This window comes from Bosea sp. NBC_00550, from assembly GCF_026020075.1.
Lineage (GTDB): Bacteria > Pseudomonadota > Alphaproteobacteria > Rhizobiales > Beijerinckiaceae > Allobosea.
The window spans coordinates 3,971,531-3,990,512 of the sequence record NZ_CP102772.1 but is presented as its reverse complement, the minus strand read 5'-3'; the positions used below and the strand labels follow the sequence as shown (position 1 = coordinate 3,990,512).

The window sequence follows — 18,982 nt, the reverse complement described above, 5'->3', positions numbered from 1 at the left end:
ATAGGCTCCGCGGACGGTCCACTCTTTCTCGCAAAATTTGTTCCAAATGGGATGATCAGGCGTTTTTGAAGCGGGAAAATGCTATAAAAATAAGCAACATGCCCGCGAAAATCGCATCCCCGGCCCGCGCATAGGGCGTGATCGGCCCGCTACGTGGAAGCTGGGAATCCAACACGCCCTCCATGCCCAGAGGCAGGCTCGCGATGACGCGGCCATAGGCGTCGACGACGCCGGAGATGCCGGTATTCGCGACCCGGACAAGCGGCAACCCCTCCTCGATGCTGCGCATCCGTGCCTGAGCGAAATGCTGGTAGGGGCCGCTGGTCTGGCCGAACCAGCCATCATTGGTGAGGTTCAGGAAGAAGCCGGCGCGGGGACCGCGCGAGGCGACTTCGCCCGGAAAGACCGCCTCGTAGCAGATCAGCGGCGCTGCCATGGGCAATCCCTTGACCGCGAGAGACGCTCGGCTCGCACCCGCCGCGAACCCACCGGGAACGGAGACGAATTCGGAAAGGCCGACGCGGCGGATCAGCGTATCCAGGAAGGGCGGCAGATATTCGCCGAACGGCACGAGATGGACCTTGTCGTAGCTCGCGACGATGACGCCCTCGTCATTGACGACCTGGATCGCGTTGTAGATCGGTGGGCTGCTTTCTCCCGGCAGCATCTCGCCCGCCCTCGCCGCGCCAGTGATCAGGGTCACGTCGGGTGGGAGCACGGCGGCGATCCGCGAGAGCGCTCCCGGCGAGCGGCCGAGCAGGAAGGGAAAGGCGGATTCCGGCCAGATCAGATGCGTGACGGATTGCAGGCCCGGCGTCGTCGGGCTGGTCGCGCGATCGCTCAGGGCCAGGTACTGGTTGAGGATGGCCTCGCCGTTGTGGCCGTTGAATTTGGCATCCTGCGGCAGGTTCGGCTGCATCAGCCTGAGCTTCACACCGGCGACGACCGGCGAGGGGCTGGACGGGACGCGCCACAGACCGAAGGCGAACAAGCCACCGAGGGCTGCCAACGCCATGAGTGGAGCCGTCCAGCGACCGGCCGGCGTCCCGGCCGTGCCGATCACTGCCGGCGCGGCGCCGATCGCAACGGCGAGCAGGGTGAAACCGTAGAGTCCCGTCAGCGACGCGAACTGGGCGAGATGAATCTCCCCCGCCAGCATCATGCCGTAGAGGTTCCAGGGGAAGCCGGTGAGCACATGCCCGCGGGACCACTCGGTCAGCGCCAGCGCGGCGGCGAGCACGAGGATACGCCGGGCGCCTTCCGGCCAGAACAGGCGGGCGAGGCCGAAGCCCAGTGCCGGGAAGATCGCCAGGAAGGCGGGGAGCGCGACGACGCCGAGCGGCATCGCCCAGGCGAACTTGTCGGCCTCGACGAGGAAGGCGGCGCCGAGCCACCACAGCCCCGCGAGGAAGAAGCCGAACCCCCACCACCAGCCCGCGGCGAAGGCGGCCCGGAAACGCCGCCATGCGCTGGTGCCGACCGCACCGTCGACGAGCCAGACCGCGACCGTCATCGGGACGATGATCAGGGGCCAGAGATCGAGCGGCGGCAAGGCCAGCGCCCCGCTTGCGCCTGCGAGAAGCGCGACGAGGCGCTTGCGCCATCCCCAAGCGAGAATGACGGCCTCCGCAAGCCGCGCCACATGCATCAGCCTGGCTCCATCGCCGTTTCTTCAGGAGCCGTCTGGTTGCGCCGATGGATCGTCAGGCGCTTCACCCGGCGCTGGTCGGAATCGAGGATCTCGAAGGTCAGCCCCTCCGGCCCCTCGACGATCTCGCCCTGTGCCGGCACGCGGCCTGCCAAGGTCACGATCAGCCCGCCAAGCGTATCGATGTCATCAGCGACCTCGTTCTGCGAGAGATCGACCCCGGTCGCCCGCTTGAGCTCGTCGAGCGTCGCGCGGGCATCGGCGGTGAAGCTGCCCTCGCCGGCCGGCGCGATCGGCGTTTCCTCGAGATCATGCTCGTCCTCGATATTGCCGACGACGATTTCGATCAGGTCCTCGATGGAGACGAGGCCATCGGTGCCGCCATATTCGTCGATGACCAGCGCGATATGGGTGCGCGTCGCCTGCATCCGGACGAGCAGATCGATCGCCGGCATCGAGGGCGGCACATAGAGCACCGGCCGCAGCAGCTCGGTCGCCGAGAGAGGCGTCGCGAGATTCACCACCGCGAGATCATGCGGCACGGCGAGCTTGCCGGTTTCTTCCTGCGGCCCGTTCTCGCCGGGGCGGGCCTTCTCGGCGATGTATTCGAGGAAATCGCGGATGTGGACCATGCCGCGAGGGTCGTCGAGCGTATCGTCGAAGACCGGCAGGCGCGAATGGCCGGCCGTCCGGAAATGCGCGAGCAGCTCGTCGAGCGTCGCATCCGCCGGCACGGCGACGATATCGGCGCGCGGGATCATGACGTCGCTGACGCGGCGCTCGCGCAGGCTCAGCACATTGCTGAGCATCGCGCGCTCCTGGGCGGAAATATCGGCGAGCTCGCCGTTCTCCTCGGCCAGGGCCTCGACGATCTCCTCGCGGGCGGTGCCGCCGGCGCGCAGGCCGAGGCGTTCCAGGAACTGGCCGAGCCAATGGCCGAAGCCACGGCCATTGGTGTCGGACTGCAATTGTCGACTATCGTCGCTCATGGCTGCGGGGACTGTGCGGAAGAAGGGGCCGGCGCGGCGAGAAGCTCGCCGTCGGCATAGGGGTCGGCGATACCGAGGCTGGCGAGCGCCTCGACCTCGAGCGCTTCCATGCGAAGCGCCTCGGCCTCGGTTTCATGGTCCTCGCCGAGCAGATGCAGCAGGCCATGGATGACGAGATGGCGCAGATGGTCGGCAATGTCCTTGCCCTCGGCCTGCGCCTCATGCGCCACCGTCTCGTAGGCGATGACGATGTCGCCGAGCAGGGGGCTCGCGGCGATCCGCTCCGGCGGGGCGGCGGGGAAGGAGAGCACGTTCGTCGCCTTGTCGAAGCCGCGCCAGTCGCGGTTGACGATCCGGATGCGCCGGTCGTCGGTGAGCAGGAGGCTGAGTTCCGCACCGGCCAGCGGCTTGCGCGGCGCCACGGCGAGGCCCGCCGCGAGCGCTTCGGTGACCATCGCGCGCAGGCTCGCAAGGTTGCCCAGCGATTGCCAGCGGCGCGACTGGGCTCTCAGATCGAGATCGAGAGATATCTTCGCGGGTCGCGGCGCCGAGCGCCGCCCGCGAGGTCGATCGTTCATCGCGGCCGCTCCCGCGCCAACATCCGCTTCAACCCTTCAGTCTCGCCTTCGCGGTGGAGATCCGCGGGCGCATCGGGATTGCGCAAGCGCTCTTCCCGCTCCGCGCGCTCATGGCGCGACGCGGTCTCATAAGCCATCACGATGCGTCGCACCAGCTCATGCCTGACGACATCGCCTTCCTCGAAACGGGCATAGCCGACGCCGTCGACATCCTTGAGCAGCTTCACCGCCTCGACGAGGCCGGAGCGCTGGCCCGGCGGCAGGTCGATCTGCGAGGGATCGCCGGTGATGATCATGCGCGAACCCTCGCCCAGGCGGGTGAGGAACATCTTCATCTGCATCGAGGTGGCGTTCTGGGCCTCGTCGAGCAGCACGACGGCGTTGCTCAGCGTGCGGCCGCGCATGAAGGCCAGCGGCGCAATCTCGATCATGCCGGTCTGCAGGCCGCGCTCGACATGGCGCGCCTCCATGAAATCGTTGAGCGCGTCGTAGATCGGCCGCAGATACGGATCGACCTTCTCGCGCATGTCGCCGGGCAGGAAGCCGAGCCGCTCGCCCGCCTCCACCGCCGGGCGCGACAGGACCATGCGCTCGACCACGCCCTGCTCGATCAGCGAAACGGCGTGCCCCACGGCAAGCCAGGTCTTGCCGGTGCCCGCCGGCCCCTCGGCGAGCACGAGCTCGTGGCGCTTGAGCTGGCGCAGATAGGCGTCCTGCGCCGCGTTGCGCGCCCTGACCGGCCCGCGCTTGCGGGTGATCACGGCATCGAAGGAGGCCTTGCCGACATCGGCGGCCGGGAAGAGCGAGCGCTGGGTGTTGCTCTCCTCGATCGCCCCGTCGACCTCCCCCAACGTCACGGACGCGCCTGCCTTTGCGCGGGCATAGAGCGTCTTCAGGACGCGCCCGGCCTGCTCGGCCGTCTCGCGCGGACCCTTCACGGTGACATGGTTGCCGTTGGGATTGACCACGACGCCGAGCCGCCGCTCGAGATGAGCGAGGTTCTGATCGTATTGGCCGAAGACGAGGCTGGCGAGGCGGTTGTCGTCGAAGGACAGCACCACCTCGGTCGCCGGCAGCCCGTCCCTGCCCGCGCCCTCTGGGCGAGCTGGCGGCACGTCGCGCCGTGGGGTCCTGTCCGGTCTTTGCGTCGTCGAATCAGCCTGTGCCAAATGCGTCGCCTCCCTGGCGCCGGTTCCAGCCGGGCAGGAGCGCCCGACCGGGTCGTCTCGCAGCATAACCGAACGCAACGATCTCAGCCTGATGACAGGCCGTCTCCAATCCAGAGCAGATGGGCATGGACCTTGGCTGGCTCAAGCGGCCATGTCCTTTCCGCCTGCAACTTCCGCCTCCGCCAGACGGCCGAACAGCGAATTGGAACCCGCCCGCTCGATCGTCACCCGCACGATGTCGCCGATCTGATTCGCATCGCTCTCGATCTGCACAGCCTGCAGATAGGGCGACTTGCCGGCAAGCTGTCCGGGGTGGCGGCCCACACGCTCAAGCAGGACATCCACAGTCCGTCCGACCATCGCGGCGTTGAAGGCCTGGCGATGGTGCTCGATGCGCTCCTGCAGCCGATAGAGACGCTCGTCCATCACGGCGCGCGGGATCTGGTGCTCCAGATCGGCCGCCGGCGTGCCCGGGCGCGAGGAATATTTGAAGGAATAGCTCGAGGCGAAGCCGATCTCGTCGACGAGACGGATCGTGTCCTCGAAATCGGCATCGGTTTCGCCGGGAAACCCGACGATGAAATCGGAGGAGAGGGCGATGTCCGGCCGGGCCTGACGGATACGCTCGATCAGGCGGCGATAATCATCGCCGGTATGCTTGCGGTTCATCGCCGCCAGGATGCGATCCGAACCTGCCTGCACCGGCAGATGCAGGAAGGGCATCGCCTGCGGCAGATCGCGATGGGCGGCGATGAGGTCGTCGTCCATGTCACGCGGATGGCTGGTGGTGTAGCGGATGCGGGCGATGCCCGGCACCTCGGCAACGCGCCGCATCAGCCGGGCGAGGCCCCAGACCGCTCCGTCCGGTCCCTCGCCATGGAAGGCGTTGACGTTCTGGCCGATCAGGGTGACGTCGCGCACGCCGGCCTGCGCCAGACGCTCGACCTCGGCCAGGATCTGCCCGACCGGGCGCGAGAACTCGGCGCCGCGCGTATAGGGCACGACACAGAAGGCGCAGAACTTGTCGCAGCCTTCCTGGACCGTGACGAAGGCGGAGACGCCGCGCGAGCGGATGGCCTGCGGCTTGGGAGCCGGCAGGAAACCGAACTTGTCCTCGATCGGCAGCTCGGTATCGACGACCCGCTTCCTGCCGGCCTCGGCCAGCAGCTCCGGCAGGCGGTGATAGGCCTGCGGCCCGACCACGAGATCGACGGCGGGCTGGCGCCGCTGGATCTCGCCGCCCTCGGCCTGGGCGACGCAGCCGGCGACCACGATCCTGGTCTCCTGGCCGTCCGCCTGCTGCGCCTTCTTGATGTCGCGCAGCTTTCCGAGCTCGGTGTAGACCTTCTGCACGGCGCGGTCGCGGATATGGCAGGTGTTGAGCAGGATCAGGTCCGCGCCTTCCGGCGTCGCCGTTTCCTCATAGCCCTGATGGCTCAGGATGTCGGCCATGCGCTGCCCGTCATAGACGTTCATCTGGCAGCCGAAGGACTTGATGTGGACTTTCTTCATCGTCGCGAGTCAGGACTCCAAAGCATTTTCTTACTGTGGATCGGAGGCGTTGGGAACGGCCTCGCCCCATGGCGGCATGACAGGCAAGCCCCGCGCCAGCAGGTTCAGGCAGCGGGCCGTCCCGTCACCGCCGCGCGCCGCGCCGCGCGCACCGCTTCTTGCGCCAAGCGCGTCGCCTGCTTGCGGGATGTGGCGTGGCCCATCACGATGGGCTGGCCCCAGACCAGCTCGACATCGACGGCCCCGCATTCCAGAATCAGCTTCAGATGCGGCCAGAGCTCGGTATCGCCATACCAGGCGAGCGCGGCACGCTCGATCCGCCCGCCCGGCAGGCCCTGCCAGCCGGTATAGGTGATGGCCAGCGGATAGACCGTGACATCCTCAGCGGCATCGCCCATCGCCTGATGCGCGGCGCCAAGCAGCGAGGAGCGGAAAGGCAGGACGCGCGTGCCATCGCCCGTCGTGCCCTCGGCGAACAGCACGACCTCCTCGCCTGCCGCGATACGCGCGCCCATGGTGGCGGCGACGCCGGCCGTGGCGCCGCGACGCTGCCGGTCGATATAGAGGGTGCGCTGGAGGTCGGCGAGGAAACCGACCACCGGCCAGCCGGCGACCTCGCTCTTGGCGACGAAGGCGAGCTGCCGCTCGGCCCCGATGACGCCGATATCGAGCCAGGAGACGTGATTGGCGACGATGAGCGCGCCGGTCCCGGCCGGAGGCGGCGTGCCCCTGACATGGCGGCGAACTCCGAGACACCAGCAGACCAAGCGGTGAAAGCGCAGCGGCAGGACGCCGCGCCTGCTCGGCAGGACACGCATGACCACGAGCTGGAGCAAAACGAGCCCCATCGTGGCACTCACCAGCAGGGCTAGGCGAGCGAGCGCGCCGACGCGTAGTCCCTTCATGCGCAGGCGGGTCCGGTCATCGGCAAGGCTGGCGTCTCAAGCGGGCTCGGAACGCGGTCAATGCCGCGATTGCGCGGCGATGTCACGCGAGATCGAGCCGCATCGCGATCGCCGTCGCGCGGCTGCCATCGGCCTTGGGATAGTAGCCCTTGCGGCGGCCGACTTCGCGGAAACCGAAATGCCGGTAGAGCCGCTCGGCAGGCAGGTTGCCTTCCTCGACCTCGAGAAAGACATGCGCGACGCCGTCCTCCGCCAGCCTGGCGAGATGCGCCGAGAGCAGGGCGCGGCCGAGACCATCACCGCGCCGTGCCGATGCGACCACGATGCTCAGGATCTCCGCCTCGTCGGCCGCCTTGCGGGACATAACGAAGCCGGTGGGCTCGGCCCCCTTGCCGAAGACGCCGTCGGTGGCGACGCCGGCATCCGCGATCAGCGCGGCGCATTCGGCCGGCTCCCAGCCGCGGGCGAAACCGCCCTGATGATGCAGGATCGCGACCTGCCGTGCGTGACCGGCGTCGAGCCGCATCGTGCGCGCAGGCGCCGAATCAGGGTGCAGGAGTTTGCGCAGCCAATCCATGCCGCTTGTTCGCATGGGCTGACGCAGGGTCAACCACCATTTGGAGGATGAGCTCACCGGCGCGGCAGGCGGGCTTTGTCCTGCGGCGTCGTCTCCGGCGCCTTCAGGTAAAGCGGGCGCGGCGGCGCGCTCTCCGGGTCGGCGATCAGGCCGAGCCGCGCCACCCAGGCGATATCGGGCGCCTTCGCATCGTCGATGACGACCGCATCGAGGCCGATCGCCCAGGCCTCGTTGGCGACGGCGAGCGCCGAAGAACCGACGAGGCTGACCGGGCCGGCGCCGATGGCGCGCGCCGCGTCGCGGTAGCTGACCTGCCGGAGCGAGACGAGCGGCTTGCCTTCGGAGGTCAGCGCCTGGAACCAGACCTGCCCATGCCTGGCATCGAGGGCGGCCGCGATGACGCGGCCGGATTCGCGCCCGATCAGCGGCGCCGCGCAGGCGGCGACTGTCGTGACGCCGACGGCCGGTATGCCGGCGGCGAAGGCGATCGCCCGCGCCGCACTGACGCCGACCCGCAGGCCGGTATAGCTGCCGGGCCCGACGGTGACGGCGACGCGCCCGAGCGAGGAAAAGCCGCCCTCGACCGCCTTCATCACCCGCTCGACCAGCGGCATCAGCGCCTCGGCATGGCCGCGGTCCATGAGAAGCTGTTCCTGCGCCAGCGGCTCGGCAACACCGGCTTCGAGCACGCAGGCGGAGCAGGCCCCGAGCGCCGTGTCGATCGCGAGAATGCGCATCAGATCTTCATTCCGCGAAAGCCCGGCTTGTCGTCACTTGATAGAGGTCACGCCCGCTCAAACGGCCTCGACCTCGCGCACATCCGGCAGGAAGTGGCGCAGCAAGTTCTGGATGCCGTGCTTCAGCGTCGCCGTCGAGGACGGGCAACCCGAGCAGGAGCCCTTCATGGCCAGATAGACCGTGCCGTCGCGATAGCCCCGGAAGGTGATGTCGCCGCCATCTCCGGCCACGGCCGGGCGGATGCGGGTCTCGAGCAGGTCCTTGATGGTCTCGACAGTCTGGGCATCCTCGGGGGCGAAGAACTCGCCCTCCTCGATGATGTCGGCGGCCGAGCCGTCGGCCAGCACCGGCGCGCCGGACATGAAGTGTTCCATGATCGCGCCGAGAATGGCCGGCTTCAGATGCGGCCATTCGCCATCCGACTTCGTCACGGTGATGAAATCGGAGCCGAGGAAGACGCCGGAAACGCCGGAAACGCCGAACAGGCGCTGGGCCAGCGGGGAGCGCTCGGCATCGGCGGAATCGCGCAGATCGAGCGTGCCGTCAGGCATGACGGCACGTCCTGGAAGAAATTTGAGGGTCGCCGGGTTCGGCGTGGCTTCGGTCTGGATGAACATGGCTCAATCTCCGGTCCCGGCGATTCAAGGTCGCCGTTCCTGGCTCCGATATAGGCCGAGGGCTGGAATCATTCCAGCGACAAGCGCGTGAAGCGTCGTCGCGCCCCGCTCAGGCGAGCGCGTCGATCTCCTCATCCTCCAGATGACCGGGCACGATGGCCACCGGAATCGGGAAGCTCGCCGAGGATTTTCCGGCAAGAGCGCTGACCAGCGGCCCCGGACCGTCGCGCCCGGTGCCAGCAGCCAGCACCAGAAGCGAGATGTCCTCGTCCTCCTCGATCAGCTTGACCAGTTCGCCGGCCTTGTCGCCGGTGCGCACGATCCGCTCCGGTTCCAGGCCGGCGAGCGTCCGCACCGCGGCCGCGGCCGTGTCGAGCCGCTTTTCGGCCTCGGCCTCGGCTTCCGCCCGCATCACGTCTCCGACACCGAGCCAGGTCTCGTGCTCGGGCGGCGGGGCGACGGCAAGCAGAACGATCGCAGCGCCGACGCGGGCGCAGCGACGCGCGGCGAAGCGAATCGCCTTGGCGCATTCCTCGCTGTCGTCGACCACCGCGAGGAATTTGGGGCGATGGCCCGTCTCGTAGGACCGCCGTCTCTTGACCATGAAACTATCCCCTGCCGCCGCCTGAGGGAGCGCCATGGTGGCCCGCGTCGGCCCCCCGGCGCAAGCCCGCCCCTAAAGCCCTGCCTTCAGCCGCGCACGAAGCCGACGATGTCCTTGACCTCGCGCATGATCGGCGCGGCGATGACGTCGGCGCGGGCCGCGCCCCCGCCGAGGATGGCGTCGATATGCTTGGGCTCGGCCAGAAGGCGGCGCATCTCGCCGGCGATCGGCGCGAGCTTCTCGACCGCGAGATCGACCAGCGCCGCCTTGAAGCCCGAGAACTGGCCGCCGCCGAACTGCTGGAGCACCGCGCTTTTCGTCGCACCCGAGAGCCCGGCATAGATGCCGACGAGATTCTCCGCTTCGGGACGCCCCTCCAGCCCCTTCTCCTCGGAAGGCAGCGCGTCGGGATCGGTCTTCGCCTTGCGGATCTTCTGGGCGATGGTCTCGGCATCATCCGTCAGATTGATGCGCGAATAGTCCGAGGCATCGGATTTCGACATCTTCTTGGTGCCGTCGCGCAGGCTCATCACGCGCGGCGCCGGCCCCTGGATCATCGGCTCGGGCAGCGGGAAGAAACCGAGCTCCCCGGTGCCAAGGCCGAGCTCGGCAATCTGCGGGCCGAAATCGTTGTTGAACTTCTGGGCGATGTCGCGGGTCAGCTCGAGATGCTGCTTCTGGTCCTCGCCCACCGGCACATGCGTCGCCTTGTAGAGCAGGATGTCGGCCGCCATCAGGTTCGGATAGGCATACAGGCCCACCGAGGCGTTCTCGCGGTCCTTGCCGGCCTTCTCCTTGAACTGGGTCATGCGGTTCAGCCAGCCGAGGCGCGCGACGCAGTTGAACACCCAGGCAAGCTCGGCGTGGCCCGGCACCTGGCTCTGGTTGAAGATGATGCTCGACTTGGGATCGACACCGGCCGCGATATAGGCGGCCGTGACCTCGCGGATCGCGCGCTTCAGATCGGCCGGATCCTGCCACATCGTGATCGCGTGCATGTCGACGACGCAATAGATGCACTCATGCGTCTTCTGCATCGCCACCCAGTTGGTCAGCGCGCCCAAATAATTGCCGAGATGCAGCGTTGAGGTCGGCTGCATGCCTGAAAAAACGCGCTGATGAAAACCCGACATGGGGGCACTCCGTCGTCACGATGGAGGAAGGAAGCGGCGCTTCTGGCTCAAGCCCGCCGCTTGCGCAAGGGGAGAGCGCCGAAGGCGCCGAGCACCCAGCCGGTGCCGCCATAGACGAAGAGTCCCCCAAGACAGAGCAGCGCGAGCGCGCCGACACGCTGCAGGATCGGCTGATCGAGGGCGAGCGACGGCGCCAGCGCCCTCAACAGCAGCGGCAGCGTGCCCAGCATGATCGTGCTCGCGATGAGGCTGGCGACGATGGGCCGCAGATTGCCGGGGCTGGGCCGCCAGATACCGTCCCGGATCAGCATGACGCCGAGCATCGTGGCCTGCACGGCGAAAGCCAGCGTCGCGGCGAAAGCCGCCATCTGCGCGGCATTGCTGCCATCGGCCAGGCCGAAACCGGCCAGCGCCGCCACCAGCACCGCGAGGCAGCCCGAAAGCAGCGGCAAGCGCGGCAGGTGCCGGGCGAAATAGACCTGGCCGAAGACCTTGGCAGCAATGGCGAAGGGCAGACCATAGCCGAAGGCAGCGAGCGCCGCAGCCGTCCGCGCGCGATCGGCGGCCCCGAAGCGGCCATGCTCGAACAGCACGGAGACGATCGGATCGGCCAGTGCGACGAGAGCGGTACCGGCCGGCAGCGCGAGCGCCAGGCCCAGCGCCAGCGAGTGCCCCAGCATTACGTCCGGCCCGTCCCGCCCGGCCGCGCTCGCCATGTCCGACAGCACGACCGTTCCCATCGCCACGCCGACGAAGCCGAGCGGGAGCTGGAAGACGCGATCGGCATAGTAGAGCGCGGCGACGGCGCCGGGCTCGGTCGAGGCGACCTGCGTCGCGACCAGCAGCACGAGCTGCGCGGCGGAGGCCGCGAGCAAAGTCGCGCCGCCCGTGCGCAGGAGGCGCGTCATGTCAGGCGACCAGCGCAGCACGGGGCGCGGCAGACCGAGGCCGCGCAGCGCCAGCAGGATCATGCCGAGATGGGCGACGCCGGTCAGGCTGACGCAGATGGCGAGCCATCGCGCCGCGCTCTCCGGCGGCGTGCCGTTGAGATGCAGCCCGAGCAGCAGGGCCAGCAGGATCGCATTCATCAGAGCCGGCGCCAGCGCCACCACGGCGAAGCGCTTCTCGGCATTGAGCAGCGCAGCCAGCAGCGACGCCAAGGTGGTCAGCAGCAGGAAAGGCAGCATCAGCCGGGTGTAATACGCGGCGAAGGCCAGCGTCGCCGGCTCCTCGGCAAAGCCGCCGGCGAGGCCGAGCACCAGCCAGGGCGCGAAGAGTTCTCCCACCGCGACCAGCAGCAGAAGCAGGAAGGCGAGGTTGCCGGTCGCCTCGGCGGCGAAGCGGCGCGCCTCCTCCGGGCCCCGCTCGCGCGCAATGCCGAGATAGAGCGGCACGAAGGGTGCGTTGAGCCCGCCCTCGCCCAGCACGCGGCGGACGAGATTGGGCAGGCGCAGCGCGGCCAGATAGGCGTCCGCCACAGGACCGCCACCGAGCAGGCGGGCGATCAGCACATCGCGGGCGAAACCGAGCAGGCGCGAGGCAACCGTGGCGGCACCGACGACGGCCGAATCGCGGGCAAGACGGGAGGGCTCAGCGTCGGAGGTCAAAGCCACATTCCCCGGTCACAGCCCGAAATCCTCAAGGAAGCGACTGATTTGGTGCATCCGCGCATGCAGAATGGTCACGATGCCGATATCGCCGTTCGCCAGCCTGCGCCAGTAAACGACATGGCGCTCGTAACGAAAGAAGAAGCCATCGACGCCGAATTCCGCCGGAATGGGCCGCGACAGAACGGCATGAGATTCGATCCTCCCGAAAGCTTCGAACAGGCCTTCGATGTAGCCTTCGGCCTGCGCGGCCCCGAAGGCATCCCGCGTATAGAGATAGATCTCGTCCAGTCGCCGCGATGCCGCTTCCTGGACGCGGATGGCCGTCACGCGGAGGCCTTGTTGCGCGCGATCACCTCGGCCGCTGTCAGCGGACGATAGGATTCATCGGGAGCGGAGAAGGCATGAGTCAACTCGGCCTTGAGCCGCTCGAACGCCTCCTGCTCGACACGCTCCTTGTCACGCCGAATCAGATCCCGGACATATTCACTGACATTCTCATAAACGCCGTCCTCGCCGACATTGCGGGCCACGAAATCGCCAAGCGCGCTGCCGATTCGGACCGTCATTGTCGTCGTGCGGGCCATGGCTTCCTCCTTCTGTCTTCAAGATACACAATCCTGAAGACAGAAGCTATGACAGCCGGAGACGGCTTCCGCTGCTTCAGAGGATGAACCGGCTCAGATCGGCGTTCTTCGCGAGATCGCCGATGCGCATCTCGACATAGGCCGCATCGATGACGACGGTCTCGCCCGAGCGGTCCGGCGCGGTGAAGGAGACGTCGTCGAGAATGCGCTCGATCACGGTCTGGAGACGCCGCGCGCCGATGTTCTCGACCGTGGAGTTCACCTCCACCGCGATGCGGGCGATGGCGTCGATGGCGTCGGGCTTGAACTCGACCGTCACCTCCTCGGTCGCCATCAGCGCGACCGACTGCTTGATCAGGCTCGCCTCGGTCTCGGTCAGGATGCGCTTGAAATCCTCGATGTCGAGCGGGTTGAGCTCGACGCGGATCGGCAGGCGGCCCTGCAATTCCGGCAGCAGGTCGGAGGGACGCGAGACGTGGAAGGCGCCCGAGGCGATGAAGAGGATGTGGTCGCTCTTCACCGCGCCATGCTTGGTCGCGACGGTGGTGCCCTCGATCAGCGGCAGCAGGTCGCGCTGCACGCCTTCGCGGGAGACATCGGCGCCGCCCTTGCCCTCGCGGGCGCAGATCTTGTCGATCTCGTCGAGGAAGACGATGCCGTTGTTCTCAACCTCGCGGATCGCCGCCTGGATGATCGCCTCCTGGTCGATCAGCTTGTCGCTCTCCTCGGCCAGCAGCGGCTGGTAGGCGTCCTTGACCTGCATGCGCTTCGGCTTGCCCTTCTGGCCAAAGGCCTTGCCGAACATGTCGCCGAGATTGATCGCGCCGATCGAGGCGCCCGGCATCCCCGGCAATTCGAACATCGGCGTGGCAGAGCCACTGCCTGCCGCCACCTCGACCTCGATCTCCTTTTCGTCGAGTTCGTTGGCGCGCAGCTTGCGGCGGAAGGAATCGCGCGTCGCCTGGCTGGAATTGGCCCCCACCAGCGCATCGAGCACGCGTTCCTCGGCCGCGACATGGGCTTTTGCCTGCACGTCCTTGCGCCGGCTCTCTCGCACCAGCGCGATCGCGATCTCGACGAGGTCGCGCACGATCGATTCGACGTCGCGGCCGACATAGCCGACCTCGGTGAACTTGGTGGCCTCGACCTTGAGGAAGGGCGCGTTGGCGAGCTTGGCGAGGCGGCGGGCGATCTCGGTCTTGCCGCAGCCGGTCGGCCCGATCATCAGGATGTTCTTCGGCGAAACCTCCTCACGCAGCGGCCCTTCGAGCTGCTGGCGGCGCCAGCGATTGCGCAGCGCGATGGCGACGGCGCGCTTGGCATCCCTCTGGCCAACGATGAAGCGATCGAGCTCGGAGACGATCTCGCGGGGAGAAAAGCTGGTCATTGGGCTGGACTATCCGGGTGAAACTGCATGATCATTGCGGTAGCGCGACCGGCGGCAACCTCTCGCGCAGGCTGCCGAGCGGTAGGTGGGGCAAAATCGTGCCGCGCAGGCGCCGCCAACCCGCAGATAGCGCGAGCACGAGGACCGCAAGTCCAAGCAAGGCGAGCGGCAGGCCCAGACTGTCAGAGACATTGCGCGTGATCAGATAACCGAGCGCGATGCCGGCATAGCTCAGCCCCGAGACCAGCAGTGCACGCCGGTCGATTACCAGCGCAACGATGCCGAGAATGACGAACAGGCAAAGGATCAGGGCCGCTTCGGCAGAACCTAACCGCCCCGTGAAGGCGATGGCCCGGAAAATCGGATGGACGATCAGGCCGGCCGCCAACAAATGAAGCCAGAGGGCGGCGTCCGAATGCCGCGTGCGCCGGTTGGGATCGGCCATGTCAAGCTTCAGCGCAACCGCGAAGATCGTCAGCCCCCCCGCAACAAAAATAGCATTGGCAAAGCTGTGCATGAAGTCTGGCGCGAGTATGAACAGGGCGGCGACTATGGCTCCAAGCGCGCCGATGGCAGCCAGGGCGGGATCGATCGAGACCCGGAAGCGCCAGTAATGCAGAGCGGCCGCCAGACCGAAGCCTGCGAAGGCAAAAGTCGAGTAGCTGCTCTCGGCGCGAAAGGACCCCGAACTGAAGCTTTGCGGTCCTCCGAGGATACTGGCGAATACTCCCGCAGAGCCGGCGAACATCACCGCAAGCAGGATCGATGGAAGCGCAAGCCTCATCCGCCGTGCAAAAATCTCGCTCAGCCCCCAGGCTGCGAGCGCCGCTGTCAACGCGAAAGCCTTGCCGAAGCCGAGCACACGCGAAAGACCGATCAACGCGCCGGCCAGCAGCGCTACGCCGATGCCGACGAAGACGTCGTTGAAGCCGCCGATCAGCCGGAAATGCTCGTCATCAGGATCGACGCTCTCCGCCTCGACGGCAGGTTGCGCAACCTGCCGCAACCGCGCCAAATGCACGATCCGCACAGCCTGGGCCTGGTCGATGATCCCTTGGGTAACAGCCTCCTGGATATCCTCCTGAGCGATCATGCGGACTCCAACGTCTCTATGACGAGGCTGTGGTTGGTGTAGACGCAGATGTCGCCCGCGATCTTCATCGCCTTGCGGACGATCGCCTCCGCATCAGGCTCGATATCGATCAAGGCGCGCGCCGCGGAGAGTGCGTAGTTACCACCGGAGCCGATCGCCATCACCGCGCCGTGCTCGCTCGCCTCCGGCTCCAGCACGTCGCCCGTGCCGGAGATCAGCAGCGAGACCTCCTTGTCGGCGACGAGCAGCATCGCCTCCAGCCGGCGCAGATAGCGATCGGTCCGCCAATCCTTGGCGAGCTCGACGCAGGCCCGCAGCAATTGCGTCGGGTATTGCTCGAGCTTGCTTTCCAGACGCTCGAACAGGGTGAAGGCATCGGCAGTCGCGCCGGCAAAGCCCGCGATCACGGCGCCCTTGGCGAGGCGGCGGACCTTCCTGGCATTGCCCTTCATGATCGTCTGGCCGAGCGAGACCTGTCCGTCGCCGCCGATGACGACACGCCCGCCCTTGCGCACCATCAGGATGGTGGTGGCGTGCATCACGGGGGTATTGCTGTGTTCGGACATGAGGATCAGGAACCGGAAAGCTGGACTGCGGAAGACGCCAACATGTTCAGGCGAGGCCGCTCTATCAAGAGGGAAGCCGCGCGACATCGCCCTCGATCACGATCGAGCGACCGATGGCGATGCGGACATGGCCTCGATCGTCAGGCTTATGCTGTGCTCTTCAAGACGAACAGAATACTTCCATGGAAGCTGCACCGGCGACTGCGTTATTCAATGTTTAGCTGTGAACGATTCTCTTGGCTGTTGCCGAAGGGTCGTCCCAGAATTCTACGTCACCCGGCGCAAAAATTTTTAAGCAGTTTTTTAGCCTTAATGACGAATGGTCGGTTTGTTGAAACGGCTTCCCCGGTCAGGAGGCTGTCCTGGGACCGTTATCATGAAATCCATTCGCCTGAAGATTCTCGCCATGCTCGCCATCGTCGCCGGCGGGGCCATTCTGTCTGCGATCATCAGTCTCTACGGCCTGCACAGGGCCGATGATCTGAACACGCGCTCCGAGATCCAGGCCAATGTCGCGCTCCTGACGCAGCGGATCAACGGCGTGGTCACGGCCGTGGTCATGGATGCGCGCGGAATCTACATGTCGAAGACCCCCCAGGAGGCCGAGCCTTTCGCCAAGGGCGTCGAGGATCGCTTCCCGACACTGCGCAAGCTCGTCGCCGATCTCCAGAAGATCGCGCCGGCCGAGCAGCGCGAAACCGTCGGGCAGATCGGCAAGGCGGTCGAGGACTTCATCACCTTCCGCAGCGAAACCGTTCGCCTCGCACGCGCCGTCTCGCCCGAGGCCGCCAACGCCCAGGGCAACAACGATCAGAACCGCGCCAATCGCAAGGCGCTGAACGACGTGCTCATCACCTTCAGCCAGGCCACCGAGAAAGCCGGCATCCTCGTCGGCGACGAGGCGACCGCCTTTACCCGCCAGGTGCAGTGGGTCCTGCCCATCGTCCTGCTGGCGACCCTGCTGGTCTCCGTCGGCGTCGCCCTCATCTTCGCCCAGCGCTCGATCACGCGCCCGATCCTCGACCTCAGCAAGGTCATGGAGAAGCTGACCGCCGGCGATACCCGCGTCGACGTCCCTCATGCCGACCGTCCGGACGAAATCGGTGCGATGGCGCGCGCCGTCTCGGTGCTGCGCCAGAGCACCGAGCAGGTCGCCTTGCTGCAGGAACAGGAGCGCGCCGCAGCCGCGGCCCGTCTGGCGCGTGCCCAGTCGATGGAGGCCGTGGTGTCGGATGTCGGCGAGGTCGTGGCCGCCGCAGCGGCCGGCGACTTCTCGGCCCGGCTGCAGATCGAGGATGCAGACGAGCAGATGAAGCGGCTGGTGGCCGGCATCAACGAGATCAACATAGTTGTTGATTCTGCGACGACGGAGTTTGCGCAGGCTTTGTCGGCGATTGCGGGCGGGGATCTGACCAACCGGGTCGAGACCGCCTATCGCGGCCGCTTCGCCGATCTCAAGGGCGCGATCAACGAGACGGTGGACCGGCTCTCGGCCACGGTCGCGACGATCCAGGCCACCTCGGCCGATGTCGGGCTCGCGGCGCGCGAGATCAACATGGGCGCCGACGACCTCTCCAAGCGCACCGAGGAGCAGGCGAGCTCGCTCGAGCAGACCGCCGCCACCACCGAGGAGCTCGCAGCCTCGGTCAAGGCTTCGGCCCAGGCCTCGAAGGATGCCGCCCGCATCGCCGACGAGGCCATGCAGGCCGCCCAGTCCGGCGGCGCCATCGCCGGCCAGGCGGTCGATGCCATGGCCCGCATCGAGAGCGCCTCGCAGAAGATCTCCGACATCATCCGGGTGATCGACGACATCGCCTTCCAGACCAATCTGCTGGCGCTGAACGCCGCGGTCGAGGCGGCCCGCGCCGGCGAGGCCGGCAAGGGCTTCGCCGTCGTCGCTTCCGAGGTGCGCACTCTGGCGCAGCGCTCGGGCGAGGCGGCCAAGGACATCTCCGGGCTGATCTCCTCCTCGAACACCGAGGTCGGCGAGGGCGTGAAACTGGTGCGCCAGGCCGGCGACCAGCTCGCGCGCATCCTCGCCGCCTCGCAGAAGGTGGCGGCCACCATCGCCGACATCTCGGCCGCCTCGGGCGAGCAGGCCAACGGCATCGACGAGATGAGTCAGGCCGTCGCCCATCTCGACGAGATGACCCAGCAGAACGCGGCGCTGGCCGAGCAGAGCGCGGCCTCCGCCAATGCGCTGACCGGCCGGATCGGCCAGCTCAACGAGCTGGTCGCGGCCTTCCGCACCGGCCGCGAGGCTGTCGGCCAGAGCGGCTATCCGCAGCCGGTCATGGCGGCCTCCTCCGCGGCGCGCGCCCTGAAAACCGTGGCGCCGGCTCGGGCCCCGGCCCGGCCGGTCGCGGTTGCGGCAGCGTCCCCGGCGGCATCCGTCCGGGCTCCGGCCGGCGCCGAGCCCGAGCGCCTGCGCCAGCTCGCCGAAGCCGCCTTCGCCCAGTCCAAGGCCACTCCCGCCCCGCGCAAGGTCGCCAACGGACGCGCCCAGGATGCCGGATGGGAAGAGTTCTGAGACGGCAGACGCGCCGGCCGCAGACCACGCGGCCGATCCATCCCGACACCATGCGGCGCCCGAAAGGGCGCCGTTTTCTTTCAGGCGATCAGATTTTTGTACGACCGCGCCTTGTGCCGGGCCGGTATCGACCTATCTGTGCGAGAGGCGCCGGGGCTTCATGCCCCCTCACGACGCCGCCATCGCAAACAGATCCGTGACGATCGTCAGGCCGCTTCCCCGGAAGCGGCGGATGCCAAACCGCTTGCTGACAGATCCCGACGGGGATGTCTGCGACAAGCGGTTTCAGCCGTCACCACAACAGGGAGACGAACCATGCCATTCAGCCAGGTTCTTCAGGCTCTCGGCCAGCTCGCCTCGGACTTCACGCCGAGCAGCCGTTCCGTACGCCCGCTCGAAATCGATTTCATCGAGACGGATGGCCCCAGCCCCTTCGAACAGGCAGCGATCGGCACCTGGACGACGGAGGACGGAGCGATCCTCATCGACCTCAGGCCCGACGGGCAGTTCCAAAAAGAGAAGCCGGCTGCGGGCGGCCAGCATCGCGGCCGCTATGCCGTCGACCGCTCGAAGCTCTATTTCGAGGGCGAAACCGGCTGGGTCGCCCTCGGCAAATTGAAGCGCGGCACGCTCAGCATCGGCGAGAAGCGCTTCCGCAAGGCGTGACCGGTCATTGAATGCAGAAGGGCCATGCCTCCGATCGGTGGCATGGCCCTTATTGTTTCCGGCGTAGATCAGAGAG

General features: G+C 67.3%; 19 protein-coding genes. 2 read left to right on the top strand and 17 right to left on the bottom strand.

Translation table 11 applies throughout. The features are described from left to right. Positions 1 to 55: 55 nt before the first annotated feature. From lnt to hslV, 17 genes are all read right to left on the bottom strand, one after another. Positions 56 to 1,648, bottom strand: coding sequence for an apolipoprotein N-acyltransferase (lnt, locus tag NWE53_RS19210; RefSeq protein WP_265050964.1), 1,593 nt, complete (start codon positions 1,646 to 1,648; stop codon positions 56 to 58). After that, on the bottom strand, positions 1,648 to 2,637 hold the full coding sequence (locus NWE53_RS19205; RefSeq protein WP_265050963.1) for a hemolysin family protein: 990 nt from the start codon (positions 2,635 to 2,637) through the stop codon (positions 1,648 to 1,650). The genes lnt and NWE53_RS19205 overlap by 1 nt, the downstream gene beginning before the upstream one ends. After that, complete coding sequence (gene ybeY, locus NWE53_RS19200) at positions 2,634 to 3,215, bottom strand: rRNA maturation RNase YbeY (protein ID WP_265050962.1); 582 nt, start codon at positions 3,213 to 3,215, stop codon at positions 2,634 to 2,636. Before ybeY ends, NWE53_RS19205 begins: the two co-directional genes overlap by 4 nt. Beyond that, complete coding sequence (locus NWE53_RS19195; RefSeq protein ID WP_265054951.1) at positions 3,212 to 4,330, bottom strand: PhoH family protein; 1,119 nt, start codon at positions 4,328 to 4,330, stop codon at positions 3,212 to 3,214. Before NWE53_RS19195 ends, ybeY begins: the two co-directional genes overlap by 4 nt. Positions 4,331 to 4,525: 195 nt before the next feature. Continuing rightward, positions 4,526 to 5,896, bottom strand: a complete 1,371-nt coding sequence (gene miaB, locus NWE53_RS19190) for a tRNA (N6-isopentenyl adenosine(37)-C2)-methylthiotransferase MiaB (protein WP_265050961.1) — start codon at positions 5,894 to 5,896, stop codon at positions 4,526 to 4,528. 104 nt (positions 5,897 to 6,000) lie between these two features. Then, positions 6,001 to 6,801 carry a lysophospholipid acyltransferase family protein gene (locus tag NWE53_RS19185; protein WP_265050960.1) on the bottom strand — a complete coding sequence of 267 codons (801 nt, stop codon included), beginning with the start codon at positions 6,799 to 6,801 and terminating at the stop codon, positions 6,001 to 6,003. Positions 6,802 to 6,883: 82 nt separating this feature from the next. Next, positions 6,884 to 7,378 (bottom strand): GNAT family N-acetyltransferase, encoded by a 495-nt coding sequence (locus NWE53_RS19180; protein WP_265050959.1) that lies wholly within the window; start codon positions 7,376 to 7,378, stop codon positions 6,884 to 6,886. A gap of 53 nt (positions 7,379 to 7,431) precedes the next feature. Further along, the gene (gene tsaB, locus NWE53_RS19175) at positions 7,432 to 8,115 is read right to left on the bottom strand and encodes a tRNA (adenosine(37)-N6)-threonylcarbamoyltransferase complex dimerization subunit type 1 TsaB (protein ID WP_265050958.1); all 684 of its coding nucleotides are present in this window, start codon (positions 8,113 to 8,115) and stop codon (positions 7,432 to 7,434) included. A 57-nt stretch (positions 8,116 to 8,172) separates the two neighbouring features. Beyond that, a complete protein-coding gene (locus NWE53_RS19170; protein WP_265050957.1) occupies positions 8,173 to 8,733 on the bottom strand; it encodes a NifU family protein in 561 nt (186 codons plus the stop codon). Between the two features lie 109 nt (positions 8,734 to 8,842). Next, positions 8,843 to 9,337 (bottom strand): universal stress protein, encoded by a 495-nt coding sequence (locus tag NWE53_RS19165; RefSeq protein ID WP_265050956.1) that lies wholly within the window; start codon positions 9,335 to 9,337, stop codon positions 8,843 to 8,845. Positions 9,338 to 9,423: 86 nt separating this feature from the next. Then, on the bottom strand, positions 9,424 to 10,470 hold the full coding sequence (gene trpS, locus NWE53_RS19160; protein WP_265050955.1) for a tryptophan--tRNA ligase: 1,047 nt from the start codon (positions 10,468 to 10,470) through the stop codon (positions 9,424 to 9,426). 47 nt (positions 10,471 to 10,517) lie between these two features. Beyond that, entirely contained in the window at positions 10,518 to 12,077 is a 1,560-nt protein-coding gene (gene murJ, locus NWE53_RS19155; protein ID WP_265050954.1) for a murein biosynthesis integral membrane protein MurJ, read from the bottom strand. Between the two features lie 15 nt (positions 12,078 to 12,092). Beyond that, positions 12,093 to 12,407 carry a type II toxin-antitoxin system RelE/ParE family toxin gene (locus NWE53_RS19150; RefSeq protein WP_265050953.1) on the bottom strand — a complete coding sequence of 105 codons (315 nt, stop codon included), beginning with the start codon at positions 12,405 to 12,407 and terminating at the stop codon, positions 12,093 to 12,095. Next, complete coding sequence (locus tag NWE53_RS19145; protein ID WP_265050952.1) at positions 12,404 to 12,664, bottom strand: ribbon-helix-helix domain-containing protein; 261 nt, start codon at positions 12,662 to 12,664, stop codon at positions 12,404 to 12,406. Before NWE53_RS19145 ends, NWE53_RS19150 begins: the two co-directional genes overlap by 4 nt. Before the next feature lie 76 nt (positions 12,665 to 12,740). Then, the gene (gene hslU, locus NWE53_RS19140; protein ID WP_265050951.1) at positions 12,741 to 14,051 is read right to left on the bottom strand and encodes an ATP-dependent protease ATPase subunit HslU; all 1,311 of its coding nucleotides are present in this window, start codon (positions 14,049 to 14,051) and stop codon (positions 12,741 to 12,743) included. A gap of 31 nt (positions 14,052 to 14,082) precedes the next feature. After that, positions 14,083 to 15,144 (bottom strand): hypothetical protein, encoded by a 1,062-nt coding sequence (locus tag NWE53_RS19135; RefSeq protein WP_265050950.1) that lies wholly within the window; start codon positions 15,142 to 15,144, stop codon positions 14,083 to 14,085. Continuing rightward, positions 15,141 to 15,710 carry an ATP-dependent protease subunit HslV gene (gene hslV, locus NWE53_RS19130; RefSeq protein ID WP_320109520.1) on the bottom strand — a complete coding sequence of 190 codons (570 nt, stop codon included), beginning with the start codon at positions 15,708 to 15,710 and terminating at the stop codon, positions 15,141 to 15,143. Before hslV ends, NWE53_RS19135 begins: the two co-directional genes overlap by 4 nt. 376 nt (positions 15,711 to 16,086) lie before the next feature. Here hslV and NWE53_RS19125 point away from each other — a divergent pair, with 376 nt between their 5' ends. Together NWE53_RS19125 and NWE53_RS19120 are read left to right on the top strand one after the other, a co-directional pair. Continuing rightward, positions 16,087 to 18,240: a methyl-accepting chemotaxis protein gene (locus NWE53_RS19125; RefSeq protein ID WP_320109519.1), complete on the top strand. Its 2,154-nt coding sequence runs from the start codon at positions 16,087 to 16,089 to the stop codon at positions 18,238 to 18,240. Between the two features lie 315 nt (positions 18,241 to 18,555). Next, a complete protein-coding gene (locus NWE53_RS19120; protein ID WP_265050949.1) occupies positions 18,556 to 18,906 on the top strand; it encodes an Atu4866 domain-containing protein in 351 nt (116 codons plus the stop codon). The last annotated feature ends 76 nt before the right edge of the window (positions 18,907 to 18,982 follow it).